Below are 23,664 nucleotides of genomic sequence, written 5' to 3' on the forward strand. Positions count from 1 at the left end.
GACCGGCGCTAGTAGACGTCCTTCAGATAGCGCTTCTGCCCGCTCATCCCGCGCACATAGTCGGCGGCGGCCTCGTCGCTGAGGTGGCCATGGGTGGCCACCACCTGGCGCAGGGCCTGGTCGACGTCCCTGGCCATGCGGCTGGCATCGCCGCAGACGTAGACGCGGGCGCCGTCCTGCAGCCAGCGCCAGACCTCGGCGCCGCGTTCGCGCAGCCGATCCTGCACATAGATCTTCTCGGCCTGGTCGCGGGAGAAGGCCAGGCTCAGTTCGCTCAGCAGGCCATCGCGCTGGAAGGCTTCCAGTTCGTCGCGGTAGTAGAAGTCATGGGCGGCGTGCTGTTCGCCAAAGAACAGCCAGTTGCGGCCCTGGTCGCCCCGGGCGCGGCGCTCATGGAGAAAGCCGCGGAAGGGCGCGATGCCGGTGCCGGGGCCGATCATGATCAGCGGGACGTCGCCCTGGTCCGGCAGGCGGAAGTGACGTGAAGGCTGGACATGCACCTCGGTGGTGGCGTCCTGCAGACGGTCGGCGAGAAAGGTGGAGGCCACGCCCTTGCGCTGACCGTAGCGCACCGCCGAGACCGTGAGGTGCACCTGGCCGGCATGGGCCAGGGGGCTGGAGGCAATGGAGTAGAGCCGCGGCTGCAGGCGCTTGAGGCTGCCGAGCAACTCGCTGGCATCGTGGCGGGCGGGAAAGTGCGCCAGCACATCGGCCAGTTGCCGGCCCCAGAGCCAGGTCTTGAGTTCATCCCGGTTGCCCAGCAGGGCGCGGCACTCGGCAGCGCCACTGCGCTCGGCGATCAGCGCCAGGGTCTCGGGATTGGGACGGGCGATCTCAAAGTGTTCGCTCAGCGCCTGGCGCAGCGACAGCTCGCCGACCTTGGCCACCGCGACCGCTTGTTCGCCGTCCAGTCCGGCGAGGGCGAGGACCTCCTCGACCAGCTCCGGGCAGTTGCGCGCCTTCACGCTCAAGGCGTCGCCGGCCTGGTAGATCAGGGGCTGCGCGGATTCGAAACCGAACAGCCGCACCTCCTTGTTCGATCCGGCACCGTTGAGTCTCCGGTTGATGACCAGCCGCGCGGGCACCGCCGTCGGGCGACCGATCGTGGTCGGAGGGGCGACGGGCACCTGGGCGGCCTGGGGCGCCAGTTGCCCTTGCAGGGCGGTCAGCCAGGCGTCGGCGGCGTCGAGGCCATCGGCGTCGCAGTCAAGGCGCGGGCAGAGGCGCCGGGCGCCGAGTTCGGCCAGGCGGGCGTCGAGGCGCTGGCCGTGGCCGCAGAACTGCTCGTAGGTGGAATCGCCCAGGGCCAGCACGGCGTAGTCCAGCTCGGCGAGGGAGGCATCGAGGCGACCGAGGCCCTGCCAGAAGGCCTGGCCATTGTCCGGGGCATCGCCGTCGCCAAAGGTGCTGCTCACCAGCAGGACGCGGCGGGCACCGCTCAGGCGTTCCACGGCATAGGCGGCCATGTCGTGCAATTCCACGGTGAGACCGGCCTGGCACAGGCGGGCGACGCAGCGCTCGGCCAGGGCTTCGGCGTTGCCGGTCTGGGAGGCCCAGAGCACCACCAGATCGGCCGGCGCGGTAGCGGTCTGGGGCAGGCCGGCACTCTGGCTTTGCGGCAGGCGGCTGAATAGCCCGGCGAGCAGGCCATCGAGCCAGAGGCGGGTGTCGGCGGCCAGCGGCGCCTGGGCCGGCAGGCAGGGCACGCCCTGGGCGCCCCCGTCGCGCAGGCCGTCCATGAAGCCGGCCAGGTAGGTGCGTTCGGCCGCGCTGAGCTGGGGCCGTACCGCGGTGGCGACCCCGGTGAGATCGGCCAGCCGCGCCAGGGCGGGTTGCTGGACGCTCTCGGTGACCGGCTCGTCGACCGGCAGCTGGCGGTGGGGGATGGTGGCGACCCGGGTCAGGCGCACCGAGCAGACCTTGAGTTCCGGTTGCAGCGAGAGCGGATCGACGGCGTCGCTGGTGACGGCATTGATCGCCAGGTCGCTGCCCTGGACGTCGGCCCAGTGGAAGGGGACGAAGCAGTTGCCGGGCTGGACCCGGTCGCTGACGGTCACCGGCAGCACCGCGTGACCGCGCCGCGAGGTGATTTCCAGGCGATCGCCCGCGCTGAGCCCCAGCGCCTGGGCGTCCTGGGGATGTACCTCGACGAAGGGCGCCGGATTGAGGCGATTCAGCGCGGCGATCTTGCCGGTCTTGGTGAGCGTATGCCACTGGTGCTGCAGACGCCCGGTGTTGAGCACGAAGGGGTAGTCGGCATCGGGCAATTCCGCCGGGTCCAGGTGCGGGCGAGCGAAGAATTGCGCCTTGCCGCTGGGGGTGGCGAAGTTGAGCGCGGTGGGTTCGCCGGTCTCGTCCAGGCGCAGGGTCTGGCTGCGGCCGTCGTTGCGATAGCGGATCGGCTGGCGCGGATCGCTCGCTGCGCTGGGGCAGGGCCATTGCAGCGGCGTCTCGCGCAGCCGGGCATGGCTGACGCCGCGGATGTCGTAGCCGGTCTGGGGGTTGTGGAACTGCCTGATCTCGTCGAACACCTCGGCGGCCGAGGCGTAGGTGAAGTGTTCGCCATAGCCCAGGGCGCAGGCCACGTCGGCGATGATTTGCCAGTCGGCGCGGGCCGCGCCGGGCGGGGTGACGGCCTGGGGGGCCAGGGTCAGGTTGCGCTCGGAGTTGATCATCACTCCGTCGGCCTCGGCCCAGAGCGCGCCGGGCAGGAGGATGTCGGCGTAGCGGTTGGTCTCGGTGTCGAGAAAGGCGTCCTGGGTGATCACCAGTTCGGCGGCCTGCAGCCCGCGGATGACCGTGTCGCGATTGGCCACGCTGGCCACCGGATTGGTGCAGATGATCCAGCAGGCCTTCACGGTGCCGGCGGCCAGGTCCTCGAACAGGGCGACGGTGCCCTGGCCCAGGCGGGTGTGCAGGGTGCCTTCCGGAATCTTCCAGGCACGCTCGACGAAGGCGCGGTCGGCGGCGGACAGCAGGCTGCGCTGGCCGGGCAGGCCGGGCCCCATGTAGCCCATCTCGCGTCCGCCCATGGCATTGGGCTGGCCGGTCAGGGAGAAGGGGCCGCTGCCGGGGCGGCAGATCTTGCCGGTGGCCAGGTGCAGGTTGCACAGGGCGTTGGTGCTCCAGGTGCCGTGGGTGCTCTGGTTCAGGCCCATGGTCCAGAGACTGGTCCATTCACCGGCCTCGCCGATCCAGCGCGCCGCGGTGCGGATGTCCGCCTCGGCCAGCCCCGTCCCGGCGGCCACGCGCGCCGGGCTGTAGTCGGCGAGAAAGGCCGGCATGGCCGCCCAGCCCTCGGTATGGGCGGCGATGAAGGCTTCGTCCAGATAGCCCTCGGCGTGCAGCAGGTGCAAGAGGCCGTTGAGCAGCAGCAGATCGGTGCCCGGACGCAGTTGCAGGAAGAGATCGGCCTTCTCGGCGGTGGCGGTGCGCCGGGGATCGACGACGATCAGCCGGGCGCCGCGCTTGATCCGGTCCAGCAGCCGCAGGAAGAGGATGGGGTGGCAGTCGGCCATGTTGGCGCCGCTGACCAGGAAGAGGTCGGCGCGGTCGAGGTCGTCATAGGAACCGGGCGGACCGTCGGCGCCGAGGGACAGCTTGTAGCCGGTGCCGGCACTGGCCATGCACAGGCGGGAATTGGATTCGAGCTGGTTGGTGCCGATGAAGCCCCGCGCCAGCTTGCTCGCCAGGTACTGGGCCTCCAGCGACATCTGCCCGGAGACATAGAAGGCGATGGCGTCGGGTCCGTCGCGGTCGAGGATGGCGCGCAGGCGCTCGGCGGTGACGGCGACGGCCTGCTCCAGCCCGGTCTGCACCGGTTCGTGGGAGCGGTCGTGGCGGACATAGGCCTGCTCCATGCGCCCGCTGTCCACCAGCGCCTGGTGGCTGGTGCTGCCCTTGGTGCAGAGGCGGCCGCGGTTGGCGGGGTGGTCGCGATCGCCGCTGACCTTGGTGACCCGACCGTCTTCCACCTGCATGACGATCCCGCAGCCGACGCCGCAGTAGGGGCAGACGCTCTTGAGGTGGGTAGTGGTCATGGCAAGGATCCTTCGAAAACCAGAAAGCGAAAAGGCGCCGGTCGCGCTCCCCGGAGGGAGGCGAACACGGCGCCTTTGTCGTGAAGGGGGCGATCGACGTTGACCGCTCCATGCCAGGGAATTAGCAAGGCTCGCGCCAGCTTGGTCCGGTGCGCGCGGGGAGCGCATGACTGTTGGCCTGGCGGGGTGGCGGTGGCGCCTGGCGAGGTCACAGCCACGGCGGTCGAGATGCGCCGGGACAGGGCAGGCCGACCCTGCCTTGCACCGTTGTGGTTCCAGTCGGCAGCCGTCCGGAAAGGCGCCGGCAAGCCGCTTGGCGGGCTGCAGCCCGCGCCAGTGGCCGATCTGCGGGCCAGCCGACGAAACTGGCACAACCGATGCAAAAGCTCTGGCAGACCCGCCCATTCGGGTCGCCCGGTCGATCAACGGCGATCGACAGCCACTGCAGGCGACGGGCACGGAGCAGAGCCAAGGGCTCCTCCCTACTAGAACAGGCAAAGGCGCCTGAGACCGCAAGGTTTCAGGCGCCTTTTTATTTGCCGCGAATCAACCTGATTGGCCTCGGCCGGGGGATAGCCTCCATGAACAGCATCGTGACCCGCAAAGAACGCCTGATCGTCGTCGGCAACGGCATGGTCGGCCATCACCTCGTCGAGCAGCTGCTGGCGGCCGGCGCCCTGGACCACTACGAGATCCATGTCTTCGGCGAAGAGCGCCAGCGCGCCTATGACCGGGTCCATCTCTCCGAGTACTTCGCCGGTCGCGATGCCGAATCCCTGGCCATGAGCGAAGCCGGCCTCTATGCCGTGCCCGGCCTGGTGCTGCACCTGGGCTGCGCGGTGACCGCCATCGACCGCGAACAGCGCGAGGTGCTGACACCCGAGGGCGCCTTTGGCTACGACCGCCTGGTGCTGGCCACCGGTTCCTATCCCTTCGTGCCGCCCATCGAGGGTGCCGAAGGGGATTCGCGCCTGGTCTATCGCACCCTGGACGACCTGGACACCATCCGCCTGGCCGCCGCCCGCGCGCGCCGCGGCGTGGTGGTGGGCGGTGGCCTGCTCGGCCTGGAAGCGGCCAATGCGCTGAAATCCCTGGGCCTGGAAGCCCATGTGGTGGAGTTCGCCCCGCGGCTGATGCCGGTACAGCTGGACGATCTGGGCGGCGCCGCGCTCAGGCAGCGCATCGAGGACCTGGGCGTAGGCGTGCACCTGTCCAAGGCCACCCAGAACATCACCGCCGGCAGCGAGTACCGCTACCGCATGAACTTCGCCGGCGAGGATTTCCTCGAGACCGACCTGATCCTGTTTTCCGCCGGCATCCGTCCCCAGGACGCCCTGGCCCGCGGCTGCGGCCTGGAACTCGGCGCCCGCGGCGGGGTGGCCGTGGACAACGGCTGCCTGACCAGCGACCCCTTCATCCATGCCATCGGCGAGTGCGCCGCCTGGAACGGCAGCATCTTCGGCCTGGTCGCCCCGGGCTACCAGATGGCGCGCCTGGTGGCCGCCACCCTCTGCCACGGTCAGGCCACGCCCTTCACCGGCGCCGACATGTCCACCAAGCTCAAGCTGCTGGGCGTGGACGTGGGCTCCATCGGTGATGCCCACGGCGCCACGCCCGGCGCGCGCAGCTATCGCTACATCGACGAAGCCAGCGCCAGCTACCGCCGCCTGGTGGTGTCCGCCGATGGCAAGCACGTCCTCGGCGCCGTGCTGGTGGGCGACAACAGCTACTACGACACCCTGCTGCAATACGCCCAGAATGGCATCCCGCTGCCCCAGGATCCGGCCAGCCTGATCATGCCGGTGGGCGAGGGCGCCCCGACCCTGGGCGCCGATGCCCTGCCGGCCACCGCCACCCTCTGCTCCTGCCACAACGTCACCAAGGCCGCGGTCTGCGCCGCCATCGACGCCGGTTGCACGGACCTGGCCGGCATCAAGAGCTGCACCAAGGCCGGCACCGGTTGCGGCGGCTGCGCGGCGCTGGTCAAGCAGGTCTTCGAGCACGAGCTGATCGCCCGGGGCGTCGAGGTCGACAAGAGTCTCTGCGAACACTTCGCCCATACCCGCCAGGAGCTCTATCACCTGGTGCGGGTGGAGGGTATCGAGAGCTTCGAAGAGCTCCTGGCGCGGCATGGGCGCGGGCACCATGGCTGCGACATCTGCAAGCCGGCGGTGGGCTCCATCCTGGCGTCCTGCTGGAACGGCTCCATCACCGATCCGCACCTGGTGCCGCTGCAGGACACCAACGACACCTTCATGGCCAACATGCAGAAGAACGGCACCTACTCGGTGGTGCCGCGCATTCCGGGCGGCGAGATCAGCCCGGAAGGCCTGATCGCCATCGGCCAGGTGGCGAAGAAATACGACCTCTACACCAAGATCACCGGCGGCCAGCGCATCGACCTGTTCGGGGCCCAGCTGCACGAGCTGCCGGACATCTGGGGCGAGCTGATCGCCGCCGGCTTCGAGACCGGCCATGCCTACGGCAAGTCCACCCGCACGGTGAAGAGTTGCGTGGGCAGCACCTGGTGCCGCTACGGGGTGCAGGACAGCGTCAAGATGGCGCTGGACATCGAGCACCGCTACAAGGGCCTGCGCGCCCCGCACAAGCTCAAGTTCGCCGTCAGCGGCTGCACCCGCGAATGCGCCGAGGCGCAGAGCAAGGACATCGGCGTGATCGCCACCGAGAACGGCTGGAACCTCTATGTCTGCGGCAACGGCGGCATGCGCCCGCGCCACGCCGAGCTGTTCGCCACCGACCTCGACGACGAGACCCTGATCCGCTACATCGACCGGCTGCTGATGTTCTACATCCGCACCGCCGACCGCCTGCAGCGCACCTCGGTGTGGCGCGAGTCCCTGGAAGGCGGGCTGGACTACCTCAAGCAGGTGATCATCGACGACAGCCTGGGCCTGGGCGCCGAGCTGGAAGCCCAGATGCAGCTGGTGGTGGATCGCTACGAATGCGAATGGGCCAACGCCCTGAACGACCCGGACAAGCTCAAGCGCTTCCGTACCTTCGTCAACCAGCGCGGCAGCGACCCGGACATCCATTTCGTCAAGGAGCGTGGCCAGCGTCGGCCGGCGCGCCACGGCGAACTGCACCTGATCAACCTGACCGAGGAGGCCTGACCATGACCCAGACCACTACCGCGCGTGCCCTGGAACCCCGCTGGCAACCCCTGTGCAGCCTGGCCGACCTGGTGCCCCAGTCCGGCGTGGTGGCCCTGCACGAGGGCGAGCAGGTGGCGCTGTTCTACCTGCCCAACACCGAGCAGAAGGTCTTCGCCGTGGGCAACCGCGACCCCAAGTCCGGCGCCAACGTCATCGGCCGCGGCATCGTCGGCCAGCTGGGCCCGGATCTGGTGATCGCCTCGCCGCTGTACAAGCAGCACTTCCGCCTGGCGGACGGCGGCTGCCTGGAGTACCCCGAGCAGGCCCTGCCCACCTGGGCGGTGCGGCTGAACGGCGAGCAGGTGGAGATCGCCTGACGCGGCTCGACCCTCACCCCAACCCTCTCCCGGCGGGAGAGGGGGCGGTCCGGAGTGGGGCGGGGCTTCGCGCGTAGGCTGGACAAAGGCGCGGCCTTGTCCGGAAATGGCCAAGGCGAAGCCAGGTGGCCCTCACCCCAACCCTCTCCCGGCGGGAGAGGGGGCGGTCTAGAGTGGGGCGGGGCTTGGCGCGTAGCCTGGACAACGGCGCAGCCTTGTCCGGGATCTCCACCCTTCGCCCTAGCCCACTGTTGCACCCACCGCAGTGCAGCTTTGCGCAATCGGGAGCTGCGCGGGGCGGCGAAATGACTTCCAAGGGTCGATACTTAAGGAGCGGGGACGTTGTCTGCCGATCCTGGCAATCGCCTCGCGGGAGGTCACCATGCGCCTGACAAGAACAATTCGCTCCGCGCTGTTCATCACCCTGCTTCTGGCCCTGGCCGCCATCGCCCTGCTGGAGGGCCGGCGCGCGCAACCGGTGGGCGAACCCACGCTGCGCGCCGATCCGGTCTGTACCCATGGCTATGCGCCCTATGGCTGCTATCCGGTACCGGCCCGCGGGGGCGATCTGGGGTGGCTGGAGCGCCTCTAGGTCGTCATCCCGGCCGCTGTTCGCTAGCCAGCAGCAACGCCAGGTCGTTGCCGGCCAGGACCGGGCCGAACAGCGGGCCCTGGACCTCGTCGCAGAGGTGCGCCCGCAGCCAGTCCAACTGGTCCTGCGTCTCCACGCCCGTCGCCGCCACCCGCAGGCCCAGGGTCCGTCCGAGGCCGATCAGGGCCTGGGCGATGGCGGCATCGGCAGGCTGAGTTTCCAGGCGAGCGACGAGACGGCTATCCAGGCTGATGCCATCCAGCACGGACTGGCGCAGCGCCTCGAGGCCGCCTGAGCCGCTGCCGAAGTCGGCCAGGCTCAGGCGCACGCCCAGGGCCTTGAGCGCCTGCAGCTGAGTGAGAGACGCGTCTTCCACCTGTAACAAGGCCTCGGGCACTTGCAGCTCCAGGCGTCCAGCTGCCAGACCACTCGTCTGCAGGGCGCTGGCGACCGCCTCCACCAGGGCCTCGGCATCGGGGCACTGGCGCGCCGATAGGCTGATGACCAGCCGCAGCGGCACGGGCCAGGCCGCGGCGGCGCGACAGGCGTCGTCCAGCAGCCACAGGCCCAGGGCAACGCTGAGTCCGGTTTCCTCGGCCAGCGGCAGGAAGGCGGCGGGCGGCAGCAGACCGCGCAGTGGATGGGCCCAGTGCAGCTGGACCTCGACGCCGCTCAGGTCACCCGTGGAGATGCCTCGGCGCGGTAGGTAGCCCAGGCGCAATTGGTCGAGCGCCAGCGCCTGGCGCAATTCCTGCTCCAGATCGCGCCGCTGGCTGAGCTGGGCGTCCATCGCCGGCGCATGAAAGCACCAGCCGTTGCGACCCGCGGCCTTGGCCTGGTAGAGCGCGATATCCGCCAGACGCAGCAGGTCCTCGACCTGGGTGGCCTGGTCCGGGGCCTGGGCGATGCCAATGCTGGTGCCGACGCTGACCGACTGCTCCTCCAGCAGAATCGGCCGGCCGATGGCGTTTACCAGGCGGGCACAGATCTGGTCGACCGTCGCCACGTCCAGGTGACCGAGCAACACCACGATGAATTCGTCGCCACCCAGGCGCGCCACCAGGCCGCCGGGCCTCAGACTGGCCTGCAGGCGGCGGGCGATTTCCTGCAGCACCCGATCGCCGGCGGCATGGCCGAGGCTGTCGTTGACCGGCTTGAAGCGATCCAGGTCCAGGCTGAGCAGCGTCAGCGGCGTTCTGGATTGCGCCAGTTTGCGCGCCAGGTAGTGCTGCAATTGCAGCCGGTTGGCCAGGCCGGTCAGGCTGTCGTGTTGCGACAGGTGTTCGATTTCCGCCTGGGCATTGACCGCGGCGGTGATGTCGCTGGCGGTACCGCGAAAGCCGGCGCCCTCGGGCAGCGGCCGGGCGGTGATCTCGCAGACCCGGGCGTGACCCTGGCGGTCGCGATAGTGGCAGCGCAGCACCTGACGCTCGTCGCGCTGGTGAACGTTGTCCTGGAGCCAGTTGGCCAGGCGGGTGGTCTCGCTGCTGAACAGCTCCGTGAGCGGCCGGCCGAGCCAGCTGCCGGGCGCATGACCGGTGATGCGGGCGAAGCGTTCGGACAGATAGGTGATACGGCCTGCGGCGTCGCTTTCCCAGAGCCAGTCGGAGGCGGCCTCGGCGAGTTCGCGAAAGCGGCTTTCGCTGCGGCTCAGTTCGGCCTGGCTGGCGACCAGGGCATCGAATTGCCGGTCGAGCTGGCGAGCCGAATTCAGCGCATGACGGATCAGCAGGGCCAGCACCAGCCCGAGCAGCAGCACCCCGGCCAGAAAGATCGGCAGGGTACGGCGCAGGAGCTGGGCACCGGGTTGCGGCGGTTGCCAGTTGAGCAGCAGCGGCGAATCCAGAAACTGCAGGTATTGGTGATCGGCGAGGGGCGCCCGCGACGCCTCGAGTCGCGGCAGGCCATAGGTGTCGCTGAGATGGGCCAGGGTGTCCGGATCGAGCACGTTGACGAACAGCATCACCGAGGGCGCGCCGGGGCCAGGGGCCACGCTGTAGCTCGCGCCCGGCGTTATGGTGGCCGCGGCGACCAGCGCCGGGACGCCGCCCACGCTCAGCACCCGGACCAGGCTTTCGGTCTCGCCGGGGCGTTGGCGGGTCTCCGCCAGCAGACCGGCCAGATCGCCTTCGAGCCATTGCGCCGCCGCGCGCTCGGTCGGCCGACCATCGATCACCGCGTAGACGGTCCGGTCCTGCGGATCCAGTACGAAGACCCCGTTGTAGCCGTAGAGCTCATAGGGGATGTCGCCGACGTTGCGCTCGTCGTTGGCCCAGAACAGATCGACCGTCAGGTGCAGGTGCTTGTAGGCCTCGCCCCACTTGGCGTAGTTGATGATGTTGTGGCCGATTTCGTTTTCCACCTGCACCAGGGTGCGCTCGATATAGGTGCGGGCGCGTTGCTGGACGTCGGCGTCCTGGCTGGTGGCGGTCCTGATCAGCAGGTAGCAGCCGAGGCCGAGCAGGATCGGCAGGGCGCAGATGACCGGAAAGAGGCGCAGCAGCAGATTGTGGCTGCGGCGGGTGGCGATGGGCGTGGACGTCATGATCAACCTGGGCGGCGCTGGAGACAGTCAGGTTCCCCGCAAGCGGGCTACAGACGACGCGCGGGGTACCTGGCCAGAGGCCATTATCCGTTACCGCCCAGCGGCCGTCTGCTCAGCGTCGGACCGGGGGCAGCCAAGAGCCGCCCGGACGGTAGACCGCTCAAGGCCGCGGCGGATAGCTGACGAGCAGGTCGCCGATCAGCCGGCTGAAGGCGGCGCTGCGCTGGGCCGGGGTGGCGTTCTGGTCGTCCAGCAGGCGCTCTTCGCTGGCGCGCCAGACCAGCTTGCCGTCACGGCCATCGAGCATGTCGAGTTGCACCGTCATCACCGGGTAGGTGACGGTCTGGGTGCGCACATAGCTCGGCCCCCAGGGACCGGGACCCCAGGCGGAGCCCCAGGGGCCACCCCAGCCCGGGCCCCAGTAGGGATCGGCATAGCTGAAGCTCTGCTGGCGCTGATCGAGGATCACATAGAGCTTGATCTTCAGATCCGGGCGCGCGCCGGCCGGTGCGGGACGCAGCCCGCGCTGGTCGAGCCCGCTGCTGACCGAATCGCGCAGGCGCTGTTCGGTGAGATCGCTGCGCACCCGCGGATCGTTGGGGCGGTACTCGATGGCGGGATCCGCCCAACCCCAGCTGCGATAGGCGGCGAAATCGCGGCTGGCGTCATAGTCCAGATTGCGCGGGCCACGCTCGGCGCAGGCCGCCAGCAAGAGGACCGCAAGCAGCAGGAGGCAACGTTTCATGGGCGATCCTCTGGGTCAGGGGACTAGTCTGCTTGGACTGGCTTAAGGGCGACTTATCGCGTCAGCTGGGCGGATAGTTGGCCAGCAGGCGGCGGGTGGTATCCCTCAGGGTGCGCGCGCGTTCGCCGCTGTTGCCGCCGCTGGCCTGCTCGGCGGCCGAATGCCAGAGCACGCGGCCGGTGGCGGGATCGAGCAATTCCACCTCCAGCACGTCGACCAGAAAGGTCCGGGTGCGGGTCCGCGCCTGGCCGACGGTGGCGCCATAGCCCGGGCCGTAGCCATGGGGCCCGTAGCCGCCGTAGCCATAGCCGGTGTCGTAGTAGTCGGTGTACTGCTCGCTGCGCTGCTGCTGGGTAAGGCGGGCCCGCACCTGCAGATCGGCGCGGGCACCGCCAAGGGCCGGTCGCAGCCCACGCTGGTCAAGACCGTCGGCCACCGCCTGCTGCACGGTCTGGCCATCCAGGCCGCCGCTGACCACGGCGGCGCCGGGGGCCCAGCGCCAGGTACGATAGCGACTCCAGTCACGCGGTGCCGGCGGATAGGCCGCCGGATCCTGCTGCGGCAGCACCGGCACCGAGGCTTCGGGCAGGCTGCTGGCGACATAGGGATTGGGCGTCTGGCAACCGGCCAGGGCGAGCAGCGCGAGCGACAGGCAGAACAGGGGGCGACGCATGACCGGTTCCTCGAAGGAATGCTGGCCAGAGCATACCGCGCCCGGGGTCATCCTGCCTTAGCTTGGCAGAGCCAATGCAGATAGCGGCCGAGACCGGCGAAGGCCGGATGCCGTCGATGGGCCAGTTCCATGGCCACCAGCTCCTCGCCCGCGGCGCGCGCCTGGAATTCCGGCGGCATGTAGTCATGGAAGACCCGTACGCCACTGCGCGCCTGGATCCGCCAGTCCGGCGCCAGCCAGGCCTCGACCTCGCGCGGGTCCAGCGGTTGTTGCGGGGTGAGGCCGCGTTGGCCCGCGCCGGCGTATTCACCCTGCCGGAGTTTGCGAAAGTGCCCCTTGAGCAGATTGCGATAGATCAGGGCGTCGCGGTTGTAGAAGGCCAGCGACAGCCAGCCGTCCGGCGCCAGGCAGCGTTGCAGGGTCGGCAGGATCGCCGTGGGCGTCTCCAGCCATTCCAGCACCGCGTGGCAGAGCACCAGATCGAAGGGTTCGGCGAAGAAGGGCAGCTCCTGCCAGGGCAGCGCCAGCCAGGCGGCGTCGAGGCCGGCGGCGGCGAAGGCCTCCTGGGCCCCCGCCAGCATGGGCGCCGAGGGTTCGGCCAGGGTCACCGCATGGCCCTGTTGCGCCAGCCAGAGACTCATGTGGCCGAGCCCGGCGCCGATGTCCAGCACCCGCAGCGGGCGTTGCGGCAGCACCTCGGTCAGATCCGCCTGCAATACGGCCAGGCGGATGGCGCCCTTGGTGCCGCCATAGATGTTGGCGGCGAAGCGGGTGGCGCGGTCGTCGAAGAAGGTATCGCTCACGGCAGGAAGCGCCTCTCGTTATCGGCCAGCTTGGCCAGCACCGCCTGTTCCACGTCCAGTTCCAGTTCGCTGCCCAATTGCAGCAGATAGAGCAGCACATCGGCGATTTCCTGGCCGGCGTGTTCGCGCTCGGCGGCGCTCAGGGCGCGAGCTTCGACATCGCTCTTCCACTGGAAGATCTCCACCAGTTCGGCCATCTCGACGCTGGCGGCCATCGCCAGATTCTTGGGGTTGTGATAGCGCCGCCAGGCGTTGGCATCGCGGATCGCGTGCAGGCGGGTGAGCAGGGCGGGGAGGTCCATGGGCGTCCGGGGGGCGAAAAAACGCCATTCTCCCATGGCTGAACGCGCGGGCGGCAGTGGCTCGTCCGCCGACCCGCGAGACAGCCTGGCGCCGCTGCTCTACCCTGGGCGCAACACCGATACGCTGGCTGCGGGAGCCCTGATGAAAGCTTGCCTGACCGGACTGGGGTTGGCCCTGCTGCTGACCACCGGCGTCGCCCATGCCGAAAAGCTGCTGCTGGAAGGCACCCTGGGCCAGGCCCGGGTGGTGGTGGAGCTCGATCCCACCGCCAATGACGAAGCCTATGGGCGCTATTTCTACGACCGCTATCGCCGCGACCTGCGCCTGAGCGGTCCGGCCCAGCCGGGCGACCGGCTGGAGCTGGAGGAGGGCGCGCCCTGGCAGGAGGGCGCCAAGGCCAGCTGGTCGCTGACGCGCGGCACCGACGGTCGCTGGACCGGCAGCTGGAGCGGGGCCGGCAAGACCCTGCCCCTCGCCCTGGCCCCGCTGCACCTGGCGCAGCCCGCCGCGGACGATCGCTATCGGCAGCAACTGCGCCGGGACGACCCCTACGAATATCGCCGCCTGCAGGGACTCCAGCTGGAACCGGGCGAGCGCCAGACCTTCATGGGGCGTGAGCTGCGCGGGTGGCGCGAGCCGGTCTCGGGCATGCAGCTGTTTACCGTGGAGGGCGCCAGCGAGGCGGCCAATGCCGTGCTGCGCGACCGCCTCTGGGCGGAGGTGGACGCCCATCTGAGCTGCATCGGTCCTGACGGCGAGCACAGCCTGCAGGTGACCCCGCAGTTGCTCACCGAGCGGGTGCTCAGCGTCAATCTGTTCAGCCAGTACAGCTGCAGCGGCGCGGCCCACCCGGATTTCGGCAGCGCGCCCCTGACCCTGGATCTCCAGACCGGCCAGGAGCTGGCGCTGGAAGACGTTCTCTGGCTGGGTCACGGCCAGCCGATCCGCCCGCAGCCGGCGGATCGTTATTCCCAGGCCCTGGCGGACTATCGGGAACAGACCCTGGCGCCCTGGGTGATCGGGCTGTTCACCCGCCTGTATCCAGAGCTGATGCAGGCGCCGGCCGATGGCGACGGCTGCGATTATCGCAGCGCCGACGTCTGGCAACTCGCGCCCTGGTACCTGACGCCCAAGGGTCTCTACCTCGGTCCGACCTTCTTCCGCGCCGCCCGCAACTGCGACGAACCCGGCGGCACCCTGGTGCCCTACGCCGAGGTCCGCAAGCATCCGGGGCCGTTGGTGGGGCTGCTGCCACGCTAAACGCAGGTTGGGTTGAGCCCAGCGAAGCCCGACAGCAAGGAAAAGGTCTGGGATGTTGGGCTTCGACGATGAAGCCGTCTCAGCCCAACCTACGGCAGCGGGTCGCACGCTCGTGGGTTGGCGCTGAGCCTGTTGAAGTCCAGGATCGCCACCTGGCTCGGCAGTCCGATGGCCGGATGGCCGCGCTATGGCCCGAGGCCGCCGGGAGGTGGGTGCCGATCGCCGGCCTTTGCTACTTGCGTAGCAGCTTTTGCAGCCGGGCGTGCTGCCAGAGGGCGATTCGGTCGCGCAGGAAGAAGGTCTGGATGCCGCGGCCCAGCAGCAGAACTCCCCAGATGGCGGCGACCCACCAGGACCAGTGGCTGTCGGGCGAGGTCTCCCGATTGAGCACATAGAGAAAGATGCAGATGACCAGGCCTCGCAGCACCTGCCAATAGAAGCCGATCTCGGCGGCCACCTGTTCACGAGCATTGGCGATCCGCTCGTCTGCGGCGGATCCTGCTTCCTGGGAGGTTTGCTCGGTCAGATCGCTCACCCTGATCTCCAGGACGGCGGCCAGGGCGCTCAGCGTCTCCAGACTGGCCTGCTCGCCATTTTCGAGGCGTTGCACCGTACGGGTGCTGATGCCCGCGAGTTCGGCCAGCTGCTCTTGCGACCAGGCTCGCGCCAGGCGGTGTTCCTTGATCCTGTTGGGCAGTTGCATCTCGATTTCTCCAGCGATGAGGGACGAGGGAAAGCCTAGCTGCAGAGCCCTCTGTCCGACACGACGGCAACCCGACAGCAGCCTGACAGGGAGGCGACAGGGACCTGACGGCCTCGCTGGCAGGGGGATTCGGAAGCCTGTCTCCTCAGAGGATCCGTCCACTCTACACCGGCTATACCTGGTGGAAACCGTCCAGGGGTTTCCACAACAGGTTCGGCTGCGCGTGGGTAAGACTGCGCCGTTACCCACCCTACAGTCAGCTGTCAGTCCGTAGCGTGGAAAACCGCGAAGCGTTTTCCACTGGGCATTGAGTATCGGCAGAGGACAGGGCTTCGCCGCCTTCCATTCTAGTTGTCGGCGATCAGCCGTTTGCCCAGGGTGACGACCTCGGCCTCCACATAACCCAAGGCCGCATAGAAGCCGAGGATCGCCGCATTGTCCCGGCGCACCATCAGCTGCAGCTTGGGACAGCCGCGCTCGGTAAGCAGCTGTTCGGCGGTCGCCACCAGTCGCCGGGCATGGCCGCAGCGCTGGTGGGCCGGGGCCACCGCCAGGTAGTAGAGCCAGCCGCGATGGCCATCGGTGCCGACCATGGCGCTGGCCATGAGCACGCCGTCCGCTTCGCCCACCAGGAACAATTCGGGTTGCTCGGCGAGCTTGCGCTGGATGTCGCGGTAGGGATCGTTCCAGGGACGGGTCAGACCGCAAGCCTGCCAGAGGCTGACCACGGCCTCGGTGTCGGCGGGCTGGAAGGGGCGGATGTACATTGGGAGTCTGGCAGCGGGATGAAGCCCAAAGATAACAGGTGCGTTCGAGGATGCTGCTGGCTTTAACGGCTCTATCGCGGCCATGGGCCGCTCCTACGGGTTCTGATCACCATGTAGGAGCGGCCCATGGCCGCGATAAGAGAGTTGCTGCTACGTACCAGCGTCAGTGAGTAGGTTGGATTGATCGCCAGCGAAGCCCAACGGCGCCGTTGGCCTACAGAAAGTTCTCCGCATAGTGGCAGGCCACCTGGCGGGCTTCCACGTTGCGCAGCGCCGGGACCTCGGTCTTGCACTTTTCCGTCGCATAGGGGCAGCGACGGTGGAAGACGCAACCGGGTGGCGGATCCAGCGGATTGGGCAGTTCGCCCTGGATGCGAATGCGCGGCTTGCTCGGATCCGGGTGCAGACTCGGGGTGGCCGACAGCAGCATCTGGGTATAGGGATGCAGGGGCCGCTCGAACAGCAGGTCGCGACTGGTCTTTTCGACGATGCAGCCCAGGTACATCACCATCACCTCGTCAGCGATGTGGCGCACCACCGAGAGGTTGTGGGAGATGAACACATAGGCCGTGCGGTACTGCTGCTGCAGATCCATGAACAGGTTGAGCACCTGCGCCTGGATGGACACGTCCAGCGCCGAGGTCGGCTCGTCCGCCACCAGCACCTTGGGCTGCAGCATCATGGCGCGGGCCACGGCGATGCGCTGGCGCTGGCCGCCGGAGAACATGTGCGGATAGCGCTGGTAGTGCTCGGGCCGCAAGCCCACCTGCTGCATCATCGCCTGCACCTTCTCGCGCCTTTCGGTGCGCGACAGGCTGGTGTTGATCTGCAGCGGCTCGGCCAGCTGGTCGCCGATCTTGCGCCGCGGATTGAGCGAGGCGTAGGGATTCTGGAACACCATCTGCACCTCGCGGCGCAGCTCCTTGCGGCGGGCGGCGTCGGCCTGGGCCACGTCCTGGCCGCCGATGACCAGGCTGCCGGCGGTGGGCTGCTCGATCAGGGTCAGGGCACGGGCCAGGGTGGACTTGCCACAGCCCGACTCGCCCACCACGGCCAGGGTGCGCCCGGCCTGGAGGTCGAAGGAGACGCCGTTGAGCGCCTTGACCGTGGCGCTGTCCTTGAACAGCCCGCGGGAGATTTGATAGTGCTGGGTCAGGCCCTTGGCTTCGAGCACGAGGTGCTCGGGCGCCTGCTCCGGGGTGGTGGAGCGGGCGAGGACGGTGGCTTCAGACGGCGCCATGGCGATCCTCCGGCAACTGGCTGGGACGTTGATGTTCGGGCAGCACCTCGGGGGCTTCGCCCGGGGCGACGTTGCGCGGGAAGAAGCAGCGCACCGCACCGCGGTCATAGGGCTCCAGCGCCGGGCGCTCCTGGCAGCGCGGCTGCACATAGGGGCAGCGCGGACTGAGCAGGCAGCCGGCCGGCCGGTCATAGCGACCGGGGACGATACCGGGCAGGGTGTGCAGGCGATCCGTCTGGCTGTGCTCGGGAATGGCCGCCAGCAGGGCTTCGGTATAGGGGTGGGCGGGGGCGTCGAACAGCGTCGGCACCACGCCTTTCTCCACCGCCTGGCCGGCGTACATCACCACCACGCGCTGGGCGGTCTCGGCCACCACGGCGAGGTCGTGGGTGATGAGGATCAGGCCCATGCCCTCGTCGCGCTGCAGATTGACCAAGAGCTCCATGATCTGCGCCTGGATGGTCACGTCCAGGGCGGTGGTGGGTTCGTCGGCGATCAGCAGACGTGGCTCGGCGGCGATGGCCATGGCGATGGCGACGCGCTGGCTCATGCCCCCGGACAGCTGGTGCGGATAGGCGCCGAGACGGCTGGCCGCGGCCGGGATCTCGACCTTTTCCAGCAATTCCAGGGCGCGCTGGCGAGCGGCGCGACCCTTGAGGCCCAGATGCTGGCGGATCACCTCTTCCAGCTGGAAGCCCACGGTGTAGCTGGGGTTGAGTGCCGTCATCGGGTCCTGGAAGACCATCGACAGCTCCTTGCCGATCAGGTGGCGCCGGCGGCGACCCTTGAGGCTGAGCAGGTCCTGGCCGTCGAAGGCCAGGCGGTCGGCGGTGATGCGGCCGGGGTGATCGATCAGGCCCATCACGGCCATCATGGTCACCGACTTGCCGGAGCCGGACTCACCGACGATGGCGACGATTTCGCCCTGATCCACCGTGAGATCGAGGCCTTCCACCACCGGCGGGGCGTCGGCGCCGCCGAAGCGCACCGAGAGGTTCTGGATTTCGAGGAGGCTCATGACTGCACCTTCAGACGCGGATCGAGGGCATCGCGCAGGCCGTCGCCCATCAGGTTGATGGCCAGCACGGTGAAGAGGATGGCGAGACCCGGCAGGGTCACCACCCACCAGGCGCGCTCGATGTAGTCACGGGCCGAGGCCAGCATGGTGCCCCACTCGGGAGTGGGCGGCTGCACGCCGAGGCCGAGGAAGCCCAGGGCGGCGGCATCGAGGATCGCCGAGGAAAAGCTCAGGGTGGCCTGGACGATCAGCGGCGCCATGCAGTTGGGCAGCACGCTGACGAACATCAGGCGCAGGGTGCCGGCACCGGCCAGCCGCGAGGCGGTGACGTAGTCGCGATGCAGTTCGCCCATCACCGCGGCGCGGGTCAGGCGCACATAGGACGGCAGCGAGACGATGGCGATGGCCACCACGGTGTTGATCAGGCCTGGGCCGAGGATGGCGACGATGGCCACGGCCAGCAGCAGCGAGGGCAGCGCCAGCATGATGTCCATCAGGCGCATGATCACCGGACCGGCGCGATTGGGCGAGAAGCCGGCGACCAGGCCGAGCAGGATGCCGGGGATCAGCGAGAAGACCACCGAGGCCAGGCCGATCAGCAGCGACAGCCGGGCGCCGTGGATCAGTCGGCTGAGCAGGTCACGCCCCAGCTCGTCGGTGCCCAGCGGGAACTGGCTGTTGCCGCCATCCAGCCACAGTGGCGGGGTGAGCATGAAGTCGCGGAATTGCTCGCTGGGCGCATGGGGGGCGACCCAGGGCGCGAAGAGCGCGCAGAACACCACGATGACCATGAAGATCAGCCCGCCGAGGGCGCCCTTGTTGCGGGCGAAGGCGTGCCAGAACTCCTTGAAGGGGGAGGGGTAGAGGGCGCTCGGGTCTTGAGCGGCCGGGGTATTTACCGTTGTCATAGGCTCTGTCCGTATGGGCGCATCAACGCTGGTGGCGGATGCGCGGATTGACCAGGCCGTAGAGGATGTCCACGACGAAATTGACCAGAATGACCAGGGTGGCGATCAGCAGGATGCCGTTCTGCACCACCGGGTAGTCCCGGGCGCCGATGGCCTCGATCAGCCACTTGCCGATGCCGGGCCAGGAAAAGATGGTCTCGGTGAGCACCGCGCCGGAGAGCAGGCTGCCGACCTGCAGGCCGAGCACGGTCAGCACCGGGATCAGGGCGTTGCGCAGGGCGTGGACGAAGACCACCCGCTTGGGCGACAGACCCTTGGCGCGGGCGGTGCGCACATAGTCCTCGCGCAGGACCTCGAGCATGGCCGAGCGGGTCATGCGCGCGATCACCGCCAGGGGAATGGTGCCCACCACGATGGCCGGCAGGATCAGGTGCTTGAGGGCATCGACGAAGGCGCCGGGCTCGTCGGAGAGCAGGGTGTCGATGAGCATGAAGCCGGTGCGCGGCGGGATGTCGTAGAGCAGGTCCAGGCGGCCGGAGACCGGGGTCCAGCCGAGCTGCACCGAGAACAGCATGATCAGCAAGAGGCCCCACCAGAAGATCGGCATGGAGTAGCCGGTCAGGGCCACGCCCATCACCCCGTGGTCCACCGTGGAGCCGCGCCTGAGGGCGGCGATGATGCCGGCCAGCACGCCGAATACCGTGGCGAACAGCATGGCCGCCACCGAGAGTTCCAGGGTGGCCGGGAACAGGGTCAGGAATTCGTCCCAGACCCCGACGCGGCTGCGCAGGGATTCGCCGAGGTTGCCCTGGGCGAGATTGCCGATGTAGTCGAAATACTGCTGGTACAGGGGCTTGTCGAGGCCCAGGCGGTGCATGGCTTCGGCGTGCATCTGCGGATCGACGCGGCGTTCGCCCATCATGACTTCCACCGGATCGCCGGGGATGAGGCGGATCAGGGCGAAGGTCAGCAGGGTGACGCCAAAGAACGTCGGTATCAGCAGCCCGAAGCGACGGGCGATGAAGGCGAGCATCGGAGGGGGTATCTCCTCTTGAGGCTGATCAAGACGGCGCGAGTACGTGCCCGGCCGCGTTTTTAAGTGAAAGCCCGCTCAAAAGCCCGCGGGCTTTTGATCTGACTCTCAGACCTTGTGGGTCCGGATTCATCCCTGCGCGGACCGTCCTGGTCCGCGACGAACGAGGCCTGCCGGAGGCAGGCTGGTTCGGTCCTACGAATAGGTTCGAAGAGCGCTCTGGGCCAGCGCTCCAAACCCGGCAGACTACCACGTTGCCACGGCCGTCGATATCCTCGACATGGCCAGGGCTTCGCCGGTGTTCGCGACGCGATCCCGGCGAGATGCCGGGCGCAGCACGAAATCCGCCGGGTTTCGTCATCACAGCAGGTTGAACGGCAGGGTGGAGACCAGCCGCAGCTCCTTGACGTTGCCGTCGACCTGGTTCTGGCTGGCGCGGTGATCGGTCAGCAGCAGGCGGAAGCGACTGTCCTTGAGTGTGCCCTGCTGCACCTTGTAGGTGGTGACCAGGCCGATCTCGTGGTGCTTCTCGCCATCCTGCTGCAGGACCTCGGCATAGTTGGCGTACTTGCCGGCGCCGGCGTCGTAGTGGGTGCCGTCGATGTCCCAACCCTTGGCGTACCAGACGCCGGTGCTCAGGCCAGGCACGCCGAAGTAGCTCCAGTCGGTCTCGTAGCGGATCTGCAGCGACTTCTCGTTGGGGCCGTTGTAGTCCGAGACCAGGGAGTTGGCCAGGTAGATGGCCGCGGTCTCGTGGGCGTAGTCGAAGTACTCGTTGCCGTCGATCTGCTGGTAGGCCAGGGTCAGGCTGTGGGCCTGGTGGCTGCCGGTGAACGCCAGGCTCCAGGCGGTGTTGTCGATGTCGCCGGCCTTGGCGCTGCCGGCGTCGACGGTGCGATAGGCGTTGGCCACCGCCTTCCAGGCAAAGGTGTCGAGCGAGCCGCCGGCCTGGGTCACGCTCAGGAAGTACTGGTTCCAGACGTCTTCGAAGTTGGCGCCATAGACGCTGACTTCCCAGCCCTGGGGCAGCTTGTAGTTGCCACCGAGAAAGCTCAGGCGGTCGGCGGTGACCTCGCGGGTGCCGTACTCGGTGGTCCACTTCTCGTCGCCGGCACCGGTCCGCGGGCTGACGCGGGTGAAGCTGCCACCCTGCAGCGAGAGGTTGTCCCATTCGTCGCTGGTCAGGGCGAAGCCGTCGAAGCCGGAGGGGAAGGGCCGGTTGTCGTTGTAGCTGATCACCGGGGTGTCGAGCATGAAACGGCCGATCTTGAGTTCGGTGTTGGAAACGCGGAAGCGCGCATCGGCGATGCCCAGCTTGGACCACTCGGCATGGCCCTCGCCCTCGGCGTTGGCCAGAGTGCGGTTGCCGCCGCCACCGATCTGGCCCTTGCCCCGCTCCAGGTTGGTGGCCTGATAGCCGGCCACGTCGATGCCGAAGCCCACCGGGCCCTGGGTGTAGCCGGAGCTGTACTTGAGCGCCGTGGCCTGGACCCAGGTATTGCGCGAGTGGGTGCGCACCCGGGTACCGTTCTTGGTGTAGCTGAAGATCGGATCGGAGCTGGTCTCGCGGGCGAAAAAGTTGCGCGTGGCCAGGGTCAGGCTGTCGTCGGCGAAAAAGCCCTTGGCGCCTTCCTGGCCCTTCACCGGCTTCTGCACGTTGGGCAGGGTCTGGACCTCGTTGGCGTAGCTGGGATCTTCCGGCGCCGGGGACTGGGCGTGGGCGGTCAGGGCCAGGGTGAGTAGCGAGAGGGCGAGGCCTCCACGGTGGACGTTGGTCATCGGCTGTGCTCCAAAGCGGTCGTTTTTCTGTTTTTTTGGGCGTTTCCGGCACGACCGAACCCGTCGCGCCGAAACACGGCGCGAGGCGGGAGAGGTCGAGGGGGCGGGCCGCCCGGGCCCGGTCGCTTACGGCATCAGGTGCCGATCAGTCGAGGGTCACCGTGGAGAAGTCGTAGACCCCCAGCGGACTCTGCACATAGCCCTGCACCTTGGGTTGCAGGACGTCGGTGAACAGCGGATGCGCCAGCGGAATCCAGGGCATCTGCTGGTGGAAGATCTGCTGGGCCTGTTCGTAGAGGGCGGTACGCTGGGCCGGGTCGCTGATGCGCTTGGCCTTTTCGATGGCGTCGTTGAAGGCCTTGTCGCACCAGAAGGCGCGGTTCTCGCCGCCCTGCACCGCGGCGCAGCTCAGGTTGTTGGTGAGGAAGTTGTCCGGGTCCCCGTTGTCGCCGGTCCAGCTCATCATCATCAGGTCGTGCTCGCCGGCCTTGGTGCGCTTGACGAATTCGCCCCACTCGAACTGGGTGATCTCGGCCTTGATGCCGATCTTGGCGAGGTCGCCCTGGATCAGCTGGGCCACCAGCGCCGGACTGCCGCCCGGGCCGGTGCCGGTGCTGATGTAGTACTTGAGGGTGAAGCCATCGGGATAGCCGGCTTCCTTGAGCAGCGCCTTGGCCTTTTCCACGTCATGGGGCCAGGGCTTGATGTCCTTGGCGTAGCCCAGCAGCGAAGAGGGATAGGGATTGATCGCCGCCTTGGCGCCGCCTTGGCCGAACACCGTCTTCAGGTAGTTCTGCTGATCGAAGGCCATGGCGATGGCCTGGCGCACCCGCACGTCGCTCAGCGCCTTGTGCTTGGTGTTCATCGCCAGGTAGGAGGTGGTCTGGCTTTCCACCTGGGCCAGCTTGAGGCTCTTGTCCTGCTTGAGCATCGGCACGTCCTGCGGCTTGACCGTCAGGCCGATCTGGCACTCGTTGTTGCGCACCCGCTGGATGCGCACATTGGGATCCAGGGTCACCGCCAGCACCAGGCCGTCCATCTGCGGCTTCTTGCCGAAGTAGTCCGGATTGACCTTGTAGCGGGTGTTGGAATCCTTGGCATAACGCTGGAAGACGAAGGGACCGGTGCCGATGGGCTTCTGGTTGATGTCGTCGGTCTTCTTGCTGGCCAGCAGGCTGTCGGCGTATTCCTTGGACAGGATCGAGCCGAAGGCCATGGCCAGGTCGGCTAGGAAGGGCGCCTCGGGCTGGTTGAGGGTGAAGCGCACGTGGCTGTCGTCCACCTTGTCGATGGACTTGATCAGGGTGCCCATCTCCATGGCGGCGGCATAGGGATAGCCGCTGGGGGAGAGGTTGTACCAGGGATTGTTCTTGTCGAGCATGCGCTCGAAGCTGAACACCACGTCGTCGGCGTTGAAATCGCGCGTGGGCTTGAAGTAGTCGGTGGTGTGGAATTTCACCCCCTGGCGCAGGGTGAAGGTGTACTGCAGGCCATTGGGGGAGACCTCCCAGCTTTCGGCCAGGCCCGGCTCCAGCTCAGCGGTGCCCTGCTTGAATTCCACCAGGCGGTTGTACAGCGGGGTGGCCGAGGCGTTGAAGGTATAGCCGGAGGTGTAGCGACCCGGATCGAAGCCTTCCGGATTGGCCTCGGTGCAGACCACCAGGGGGCGTGCCAGGGCGGCATTGGCCGTCAGGCAGAGGAGGGCGGCGAGAGACAGCGAGAATAGCGGTTTGGACACGGAAGGCTCCTCGTGAAGGCCCGCGAG

At 68.1% G+C, this 23,664-nt stretch carries 18 protein-coding genes; 4 read left to right on the top strand and 14 right to left on the bottom strand.

Annotated features, from left to right (window positions below):
• Positions 1-8: 8 nt before the first annotated feature.
• Complete coding sequence (locus PSEK12I1_RS0118585) at positions 9-4,040, bottom strand: bifunctional nitrate reductase/sulfite reductase flavoprotein subunit alpha (RefSeq protein ID WP_027602544.1); 4,032 nt, start codon at positions 4,038-4,040, stop codon at positions 9-11.
• A 581-nt stretch (positions 4,041-4,621) separates the two neighbouring features.
• Here PSEK12I1_RS0118585 and nirB point away from each other — a divergent pair.
• The 3 genes from nirB to PSEK12I1_RS0118600 all read left to right on the top strand — a co-directional run bounded on the left by nirB (position 4,622) and on the right by PSEK12I1_RS0118600 (position 8,122).
• Positions 4,622-7,171, top strand: a complete 2,550-nt coding sequence (nirB, locus tag PSEK12I1_RS0118590) for a nitrite reductase large subunit NirB (RefSeq protein ID WP_027602545.1) — start codon at positions 4,622-4,624, stop codon at positions 7,169-7,171.
• Positions 7,172-7,173: 2 nt separating this feature from the next.
• Entirely contained in the window at positions 7,174-7,530 is a 357-nt protein-coding gene (gene nirD, locus PSEK12I1_RS0118595; RefSeq protein ID WP_027602546.1) for a nitrite reductase small subunit NirD, read from the top strand.
• 382 nt (positions 7,531-7,912) lie between these two features.
• Complete coding sequence (locus tag PSEK12I1_RS0118600; RefSeq protein WP_027602547.1) at positions 7,913-8,122, top strand: hypothetical protein; 210 nt, start codon at positions 7,913-7,915, stop codon at positions 8,120-8,122.
• Positions 8,123-8,126: 4 nt separating this feature from the next.
• Here PSEK12I1_RS0118600 and PSEK12I1_RS0118605 read toward each other — a convergent pair whose 3' ends face one another.
• The 5 genes from PSEK12I1_RS0118605 to PSEK12I1_RS0118625 all read right to left on the bottom strand — a co-directional run bounded on the left by PSEK12I1_RS0118605 (position 8,127) and on the right by PSEK12I1_RS0118625 (position 13,190).
• On the bottom strand, positions 8,127-10,667 hold the full coding sequence (locus PSEK12I1_RS0118605) for an EAL domain-containing protein (protein ID WP_027602548.1): 2,541 nt from the start codon (positions 10,665-10,667) through the stop codon (positions 8,127-8,129).
• A 160-nt stretch (positions 10,668-10,827) separates the two neighbouring features.
• Entirely contained in the window at positions 10,828-11,412 is a 585-nt protein-coding gene (locus PSEK12I1_RS0118610) for a DUF4136 domain-containing protein (protein ID WP_027597115.1), read from the bottom strand.
• Positions 11,413-11,473: 61 nt separating this feature from the next.
• Positions 11,474-12,085, bottom strand: coding sequence for a DUF4136 domain-containing protein (locus PSEK12I1_RS0118615; RefSeq protein ID WP_027602549.1), 612 nt, complete (start codon positions 12,083-12,085; stop codon positions 11,474-11,476).
• Between the two features lie 47 nt (positions 12,086-12,132).
• Positions 12,133-12,888: a methyltransferase domain-containing protein gene (locus PSEK12I1_RS0118620; protein ID WP_027602550.1), complete on the bottom strand. Its 756-nt coding sequence runs from the start codon at positions 12,886-12,888 to the stop codon at positions 12,133-12,135.
• Entirely contained in the window at positions 12,885-13,190 is a 306-nt protein-coding gene (locus tag PSEK12I1_RS0118625) for a nucleotide pyrophosphohydrolase (RefSeq protein WP_007159555.1), read from the bottom strand. Before PSEK12I1_RS0118625 ends, PSEK12I1_RS0118620 begins: the two co-directional genes overlap by 4 nt.
• A 34-nt stretch (positions 13,191-13,224) precedes the next feature.
• Between PSEK12I1_RS0118625 and PSEK12I1_RS0118630 the strand changes: the two genes are divergently transcribed.
• Positions 13,225-14,451, top strand: coding sequence for a hypothetical protein (locus PSEK12I1_RS0118630; RefSeq protein WP_051399077.1), 1,227 nt, complete (start codon positions 13,225-13,227; stop codon positions 14,449-14,451).
• Between the two features lie 232 nt (positions 14,452-14,683).
• Here the strand turns inward: PSEK12I1_RS0118630 and PSEK12I1_RS0118635 are convergent, their stop codons facing one another.
• From PSEK12I1_RS0118635 to PSEK12I1_RS0118670, 8 genes are all read right to left on the bottom strand, one after another.
• Positions 14,684-15,154, bottom strand: a complete 471-nt coding sequence (locus PSEK12I1_RS0118635; protein WP_027597112.1) for a helix-turn-helix domain-containing protein — start codon at positions 15,152-15,154, stop codon at positions 14,684-14,686.
• A 347-nt stretch (positions 15,155-15,501) separates the two neighbouring features.
• On the bottom strand, positions 15,502-15,921 hold the full coding sequence (locus PSEK12I1_RS0118640) for a GNAT family acetyltransferase (protein ID WP_027602552.1): 420 nt from the start codon (positions 15,919-15,921) through the stop codon (positions 15,502-15,504).
• Positions 15,922-16,135: 214 nt separating this feature from the next.
• On the bottom strand, positions 16,136-17,161 hold the full coding sequence (locus tag PSEK12I1_RS0118645) for a peptide ABC transporter ATP-binding protein (protein ID WP_037007201.1): 1,026 nt from the start codon (positions 17,159-17,161) through the stop codon (positions 16,136-16,138).
• On the bottom strand, positions 17,148-18,179 hold the full coding sequence (locus tag PSEK12I1_RS0118650; protein ID WP_007159551.1) for an ABC transporter ATP-binding protein: 1,032 nt from the start codon (positions 18,177-18,179) through the stop codon (positions 17,148-17,150). The genes PSEK12I1_RS0118645 and PSEK12I1_RS0118650 overlap by 14 nt, the downstream gene beginning before the upstream one ends.
• Entirely contained in the window at positions 18,176-19,087 is a 912-nt protein-coding gene (locus tag PSEK12I1_RS0118655; protein WP_027602553.1) for an ABC transporter permease subunit, read from the bottom strand. The genes PSEK12I1_RS0118650 and PSEK12I1_RS0118655 overlap by 4 nt, the downstream gene beginning before the upstream one ends.
• A gap of 22 nt (positions 19,088-19,109) precedes the next feature.
• Entirely contained in the window at positions 19,110-20,120 is a 1,011-nt protein-coding gene (locus tag PSEK12I1_RS0118660) for an ABC transporter permease subunit (RefSeq protein WP_007159549.1), read from the bottom strand.
• A gap of 360 nt (positions 20,121-20,480) precedes the next feature.
• Positions 20,481-21,899 (bottom strand): OprD family outer membrane porin, encoded by a 1,419-nt coding sequence (locus PSEK12I1_RS0118665; protein ID WP_027602554.1) that lies wholly within the window; start codon positions 21,897-21,899, stop codon positions 20,481-20,483.
• A gap of 145 nt (positions 21,900-22,044) precedes the next feature.
• Complete coding sequence (locus tag PSEK12I1_RS0118670) at positions 22,045-23,637, bottom strand: ABC transporter substrate-binding protein (protein WP_027602555.1); 1,593 nt, start codon at positions 23,635-23,637, stop codon at positions 22,045-22,047.
• Positions 23,638-23,664 lie beyond the last annotated feature (27 nt).

The sequence above is a fragment of the Pseudomonas sp. MOIL14HWK12:I1 genome, assembly GCF_000510705.1.
GTDB classification, from domain to species: Bacteria; Pseudomonadota; Gammaproteobacteria; order Pseudomonadales; family Pseudomonadaceae; genus Chryseomonas; species Chryseomonas oryzihabitans.

What these genes read in the sequence shown, in the direction of transcription:
- PSEK12I1_RS0118660 (WP_007159549.1), bottom strand. Translation starts at nt 20,120, where the DNA reads ATGCTCGCCTTCATCGCCCGTCGCTTCGGGCTGCTGATACCGACGTTC.
- PSEK12I1_RS0118655 (WP_027602553.1), bottom strand. Translation starts at nt 19,087, where the DNA reads ATGACAACGGTAAATACCCCGGCCGCTCAAGACCCGAGCGCCCTCTAC.
- PSEK12I1_RS0118650 (WP_007159551.1), bottom strand. Translation starts at nt 18,179, where the DNA reads ATGAGCCTCCTCGAAATCCAGAACCTCTCGGTGCGCTTCGGCGGCGCC.
- PSEK12I1_RS0118600 (WP_027602547.1), top strand. Translation starts at nt 7,913, where the DNA reads ATGCGCCTGACAAGAACAATTCGCTCCGCGCTGTTCATCACCCTGCTT.
- nirB (WP_027602545.1), top strand. Translation starts at nt 4,622, where the DNA reads ATGAACAGCATCGTGACCCGCAAAGAACGCCTGATCGTCGTCGGCAAC.
- PSEK12I1_RS0118630 (WP_051399077.1), top strand. Translation starts at nt 13,225, where the DNA reads ATGGCTGAACGCGCGGGCGGCAGTGGCTCGTCCGCCGACCCGCGAGAC.
- PSEK12I1_RS0118625 (WP_007159555.1), bottom strand. Translation starts at nt 13,190, where the DNA reads ATGGACCTCCCCGCCCTGCTCACCCGCCTGCACGCGATCCGCGATGCC.
- PSEK12I1_RS0118585 (WP_027602544.1), bottom strand. Translation starts at nt 4,040, where the DNA reads ATGACCACTACCCACCTCAAGAGCGTCTGCCCCTACTGCGGCGTCGGC.
- PSEK12I1_RS0118635 (WP_027597112.1), bottom strand. Translation starts at nt 15,154, where the DNA reads ATGCAACTGCCCAACAGGATCAAGGAACACCGCCTGGCGCGAGCCTGG.
- PSEK12I1_RS0118665 (WP_027602554.1), bottom strand. Translation starts at nt 21,899, where the DNA reads ATGACCAACGTCCACCGTGGAGGCCTCGCCCTCTCGCTACTCACCCTG.
- PSEK12I1_RS0118615 (WP_027602549.1), bottom strand. Translation starts at nt 12,085, where the DNA reads ATGCGTCGCCCCCTGTTCTGCCTGTCGCTCGCGCTGCTCGCCCTGGCC.
- PSEK12I1_RS0118605 (WP_027602548.1), bottom strand. Translation starts at nt 10,667, where the DNA reads ATGACGTCCACGCCCATCGCCACCCGCCGCAGCCACAATCTGCTGCTG.
- PSEK12I1_RS0118640 (WP_027602552.1), bottom strand. Translation starts at nt 15,921, where the DNA reads ATGTACATCCGCCCCTTCCAGCCCGCCGACACCGAGGCCGTGGTCAGC.
- nirD (WP_027602546.1), top strand. Translation starts at nt 7,174, where the DNA reads ATGACCCAGACCACTACCGCGCGTGCCCTGGAACCCCGCTGGCAACCC.
- PSEK12I1_RS0118645 (WP_037007201.1), bottom strand. Translation starts at nt 17,161, where the DNA reads ATGGCGCCGTCTGAAGCCACCGTCCTCGCCCGCTCCACCACCCCGGAG.
- PSEK12I1_RS0118610 (WP_027597115.1), bottom strand. Translation starts at nt 11,412, where the DNA reads ATGAAACGTTGCCTCCTGCTGCTTGCGGTCCTCTTGCTGGCGGCCTGC.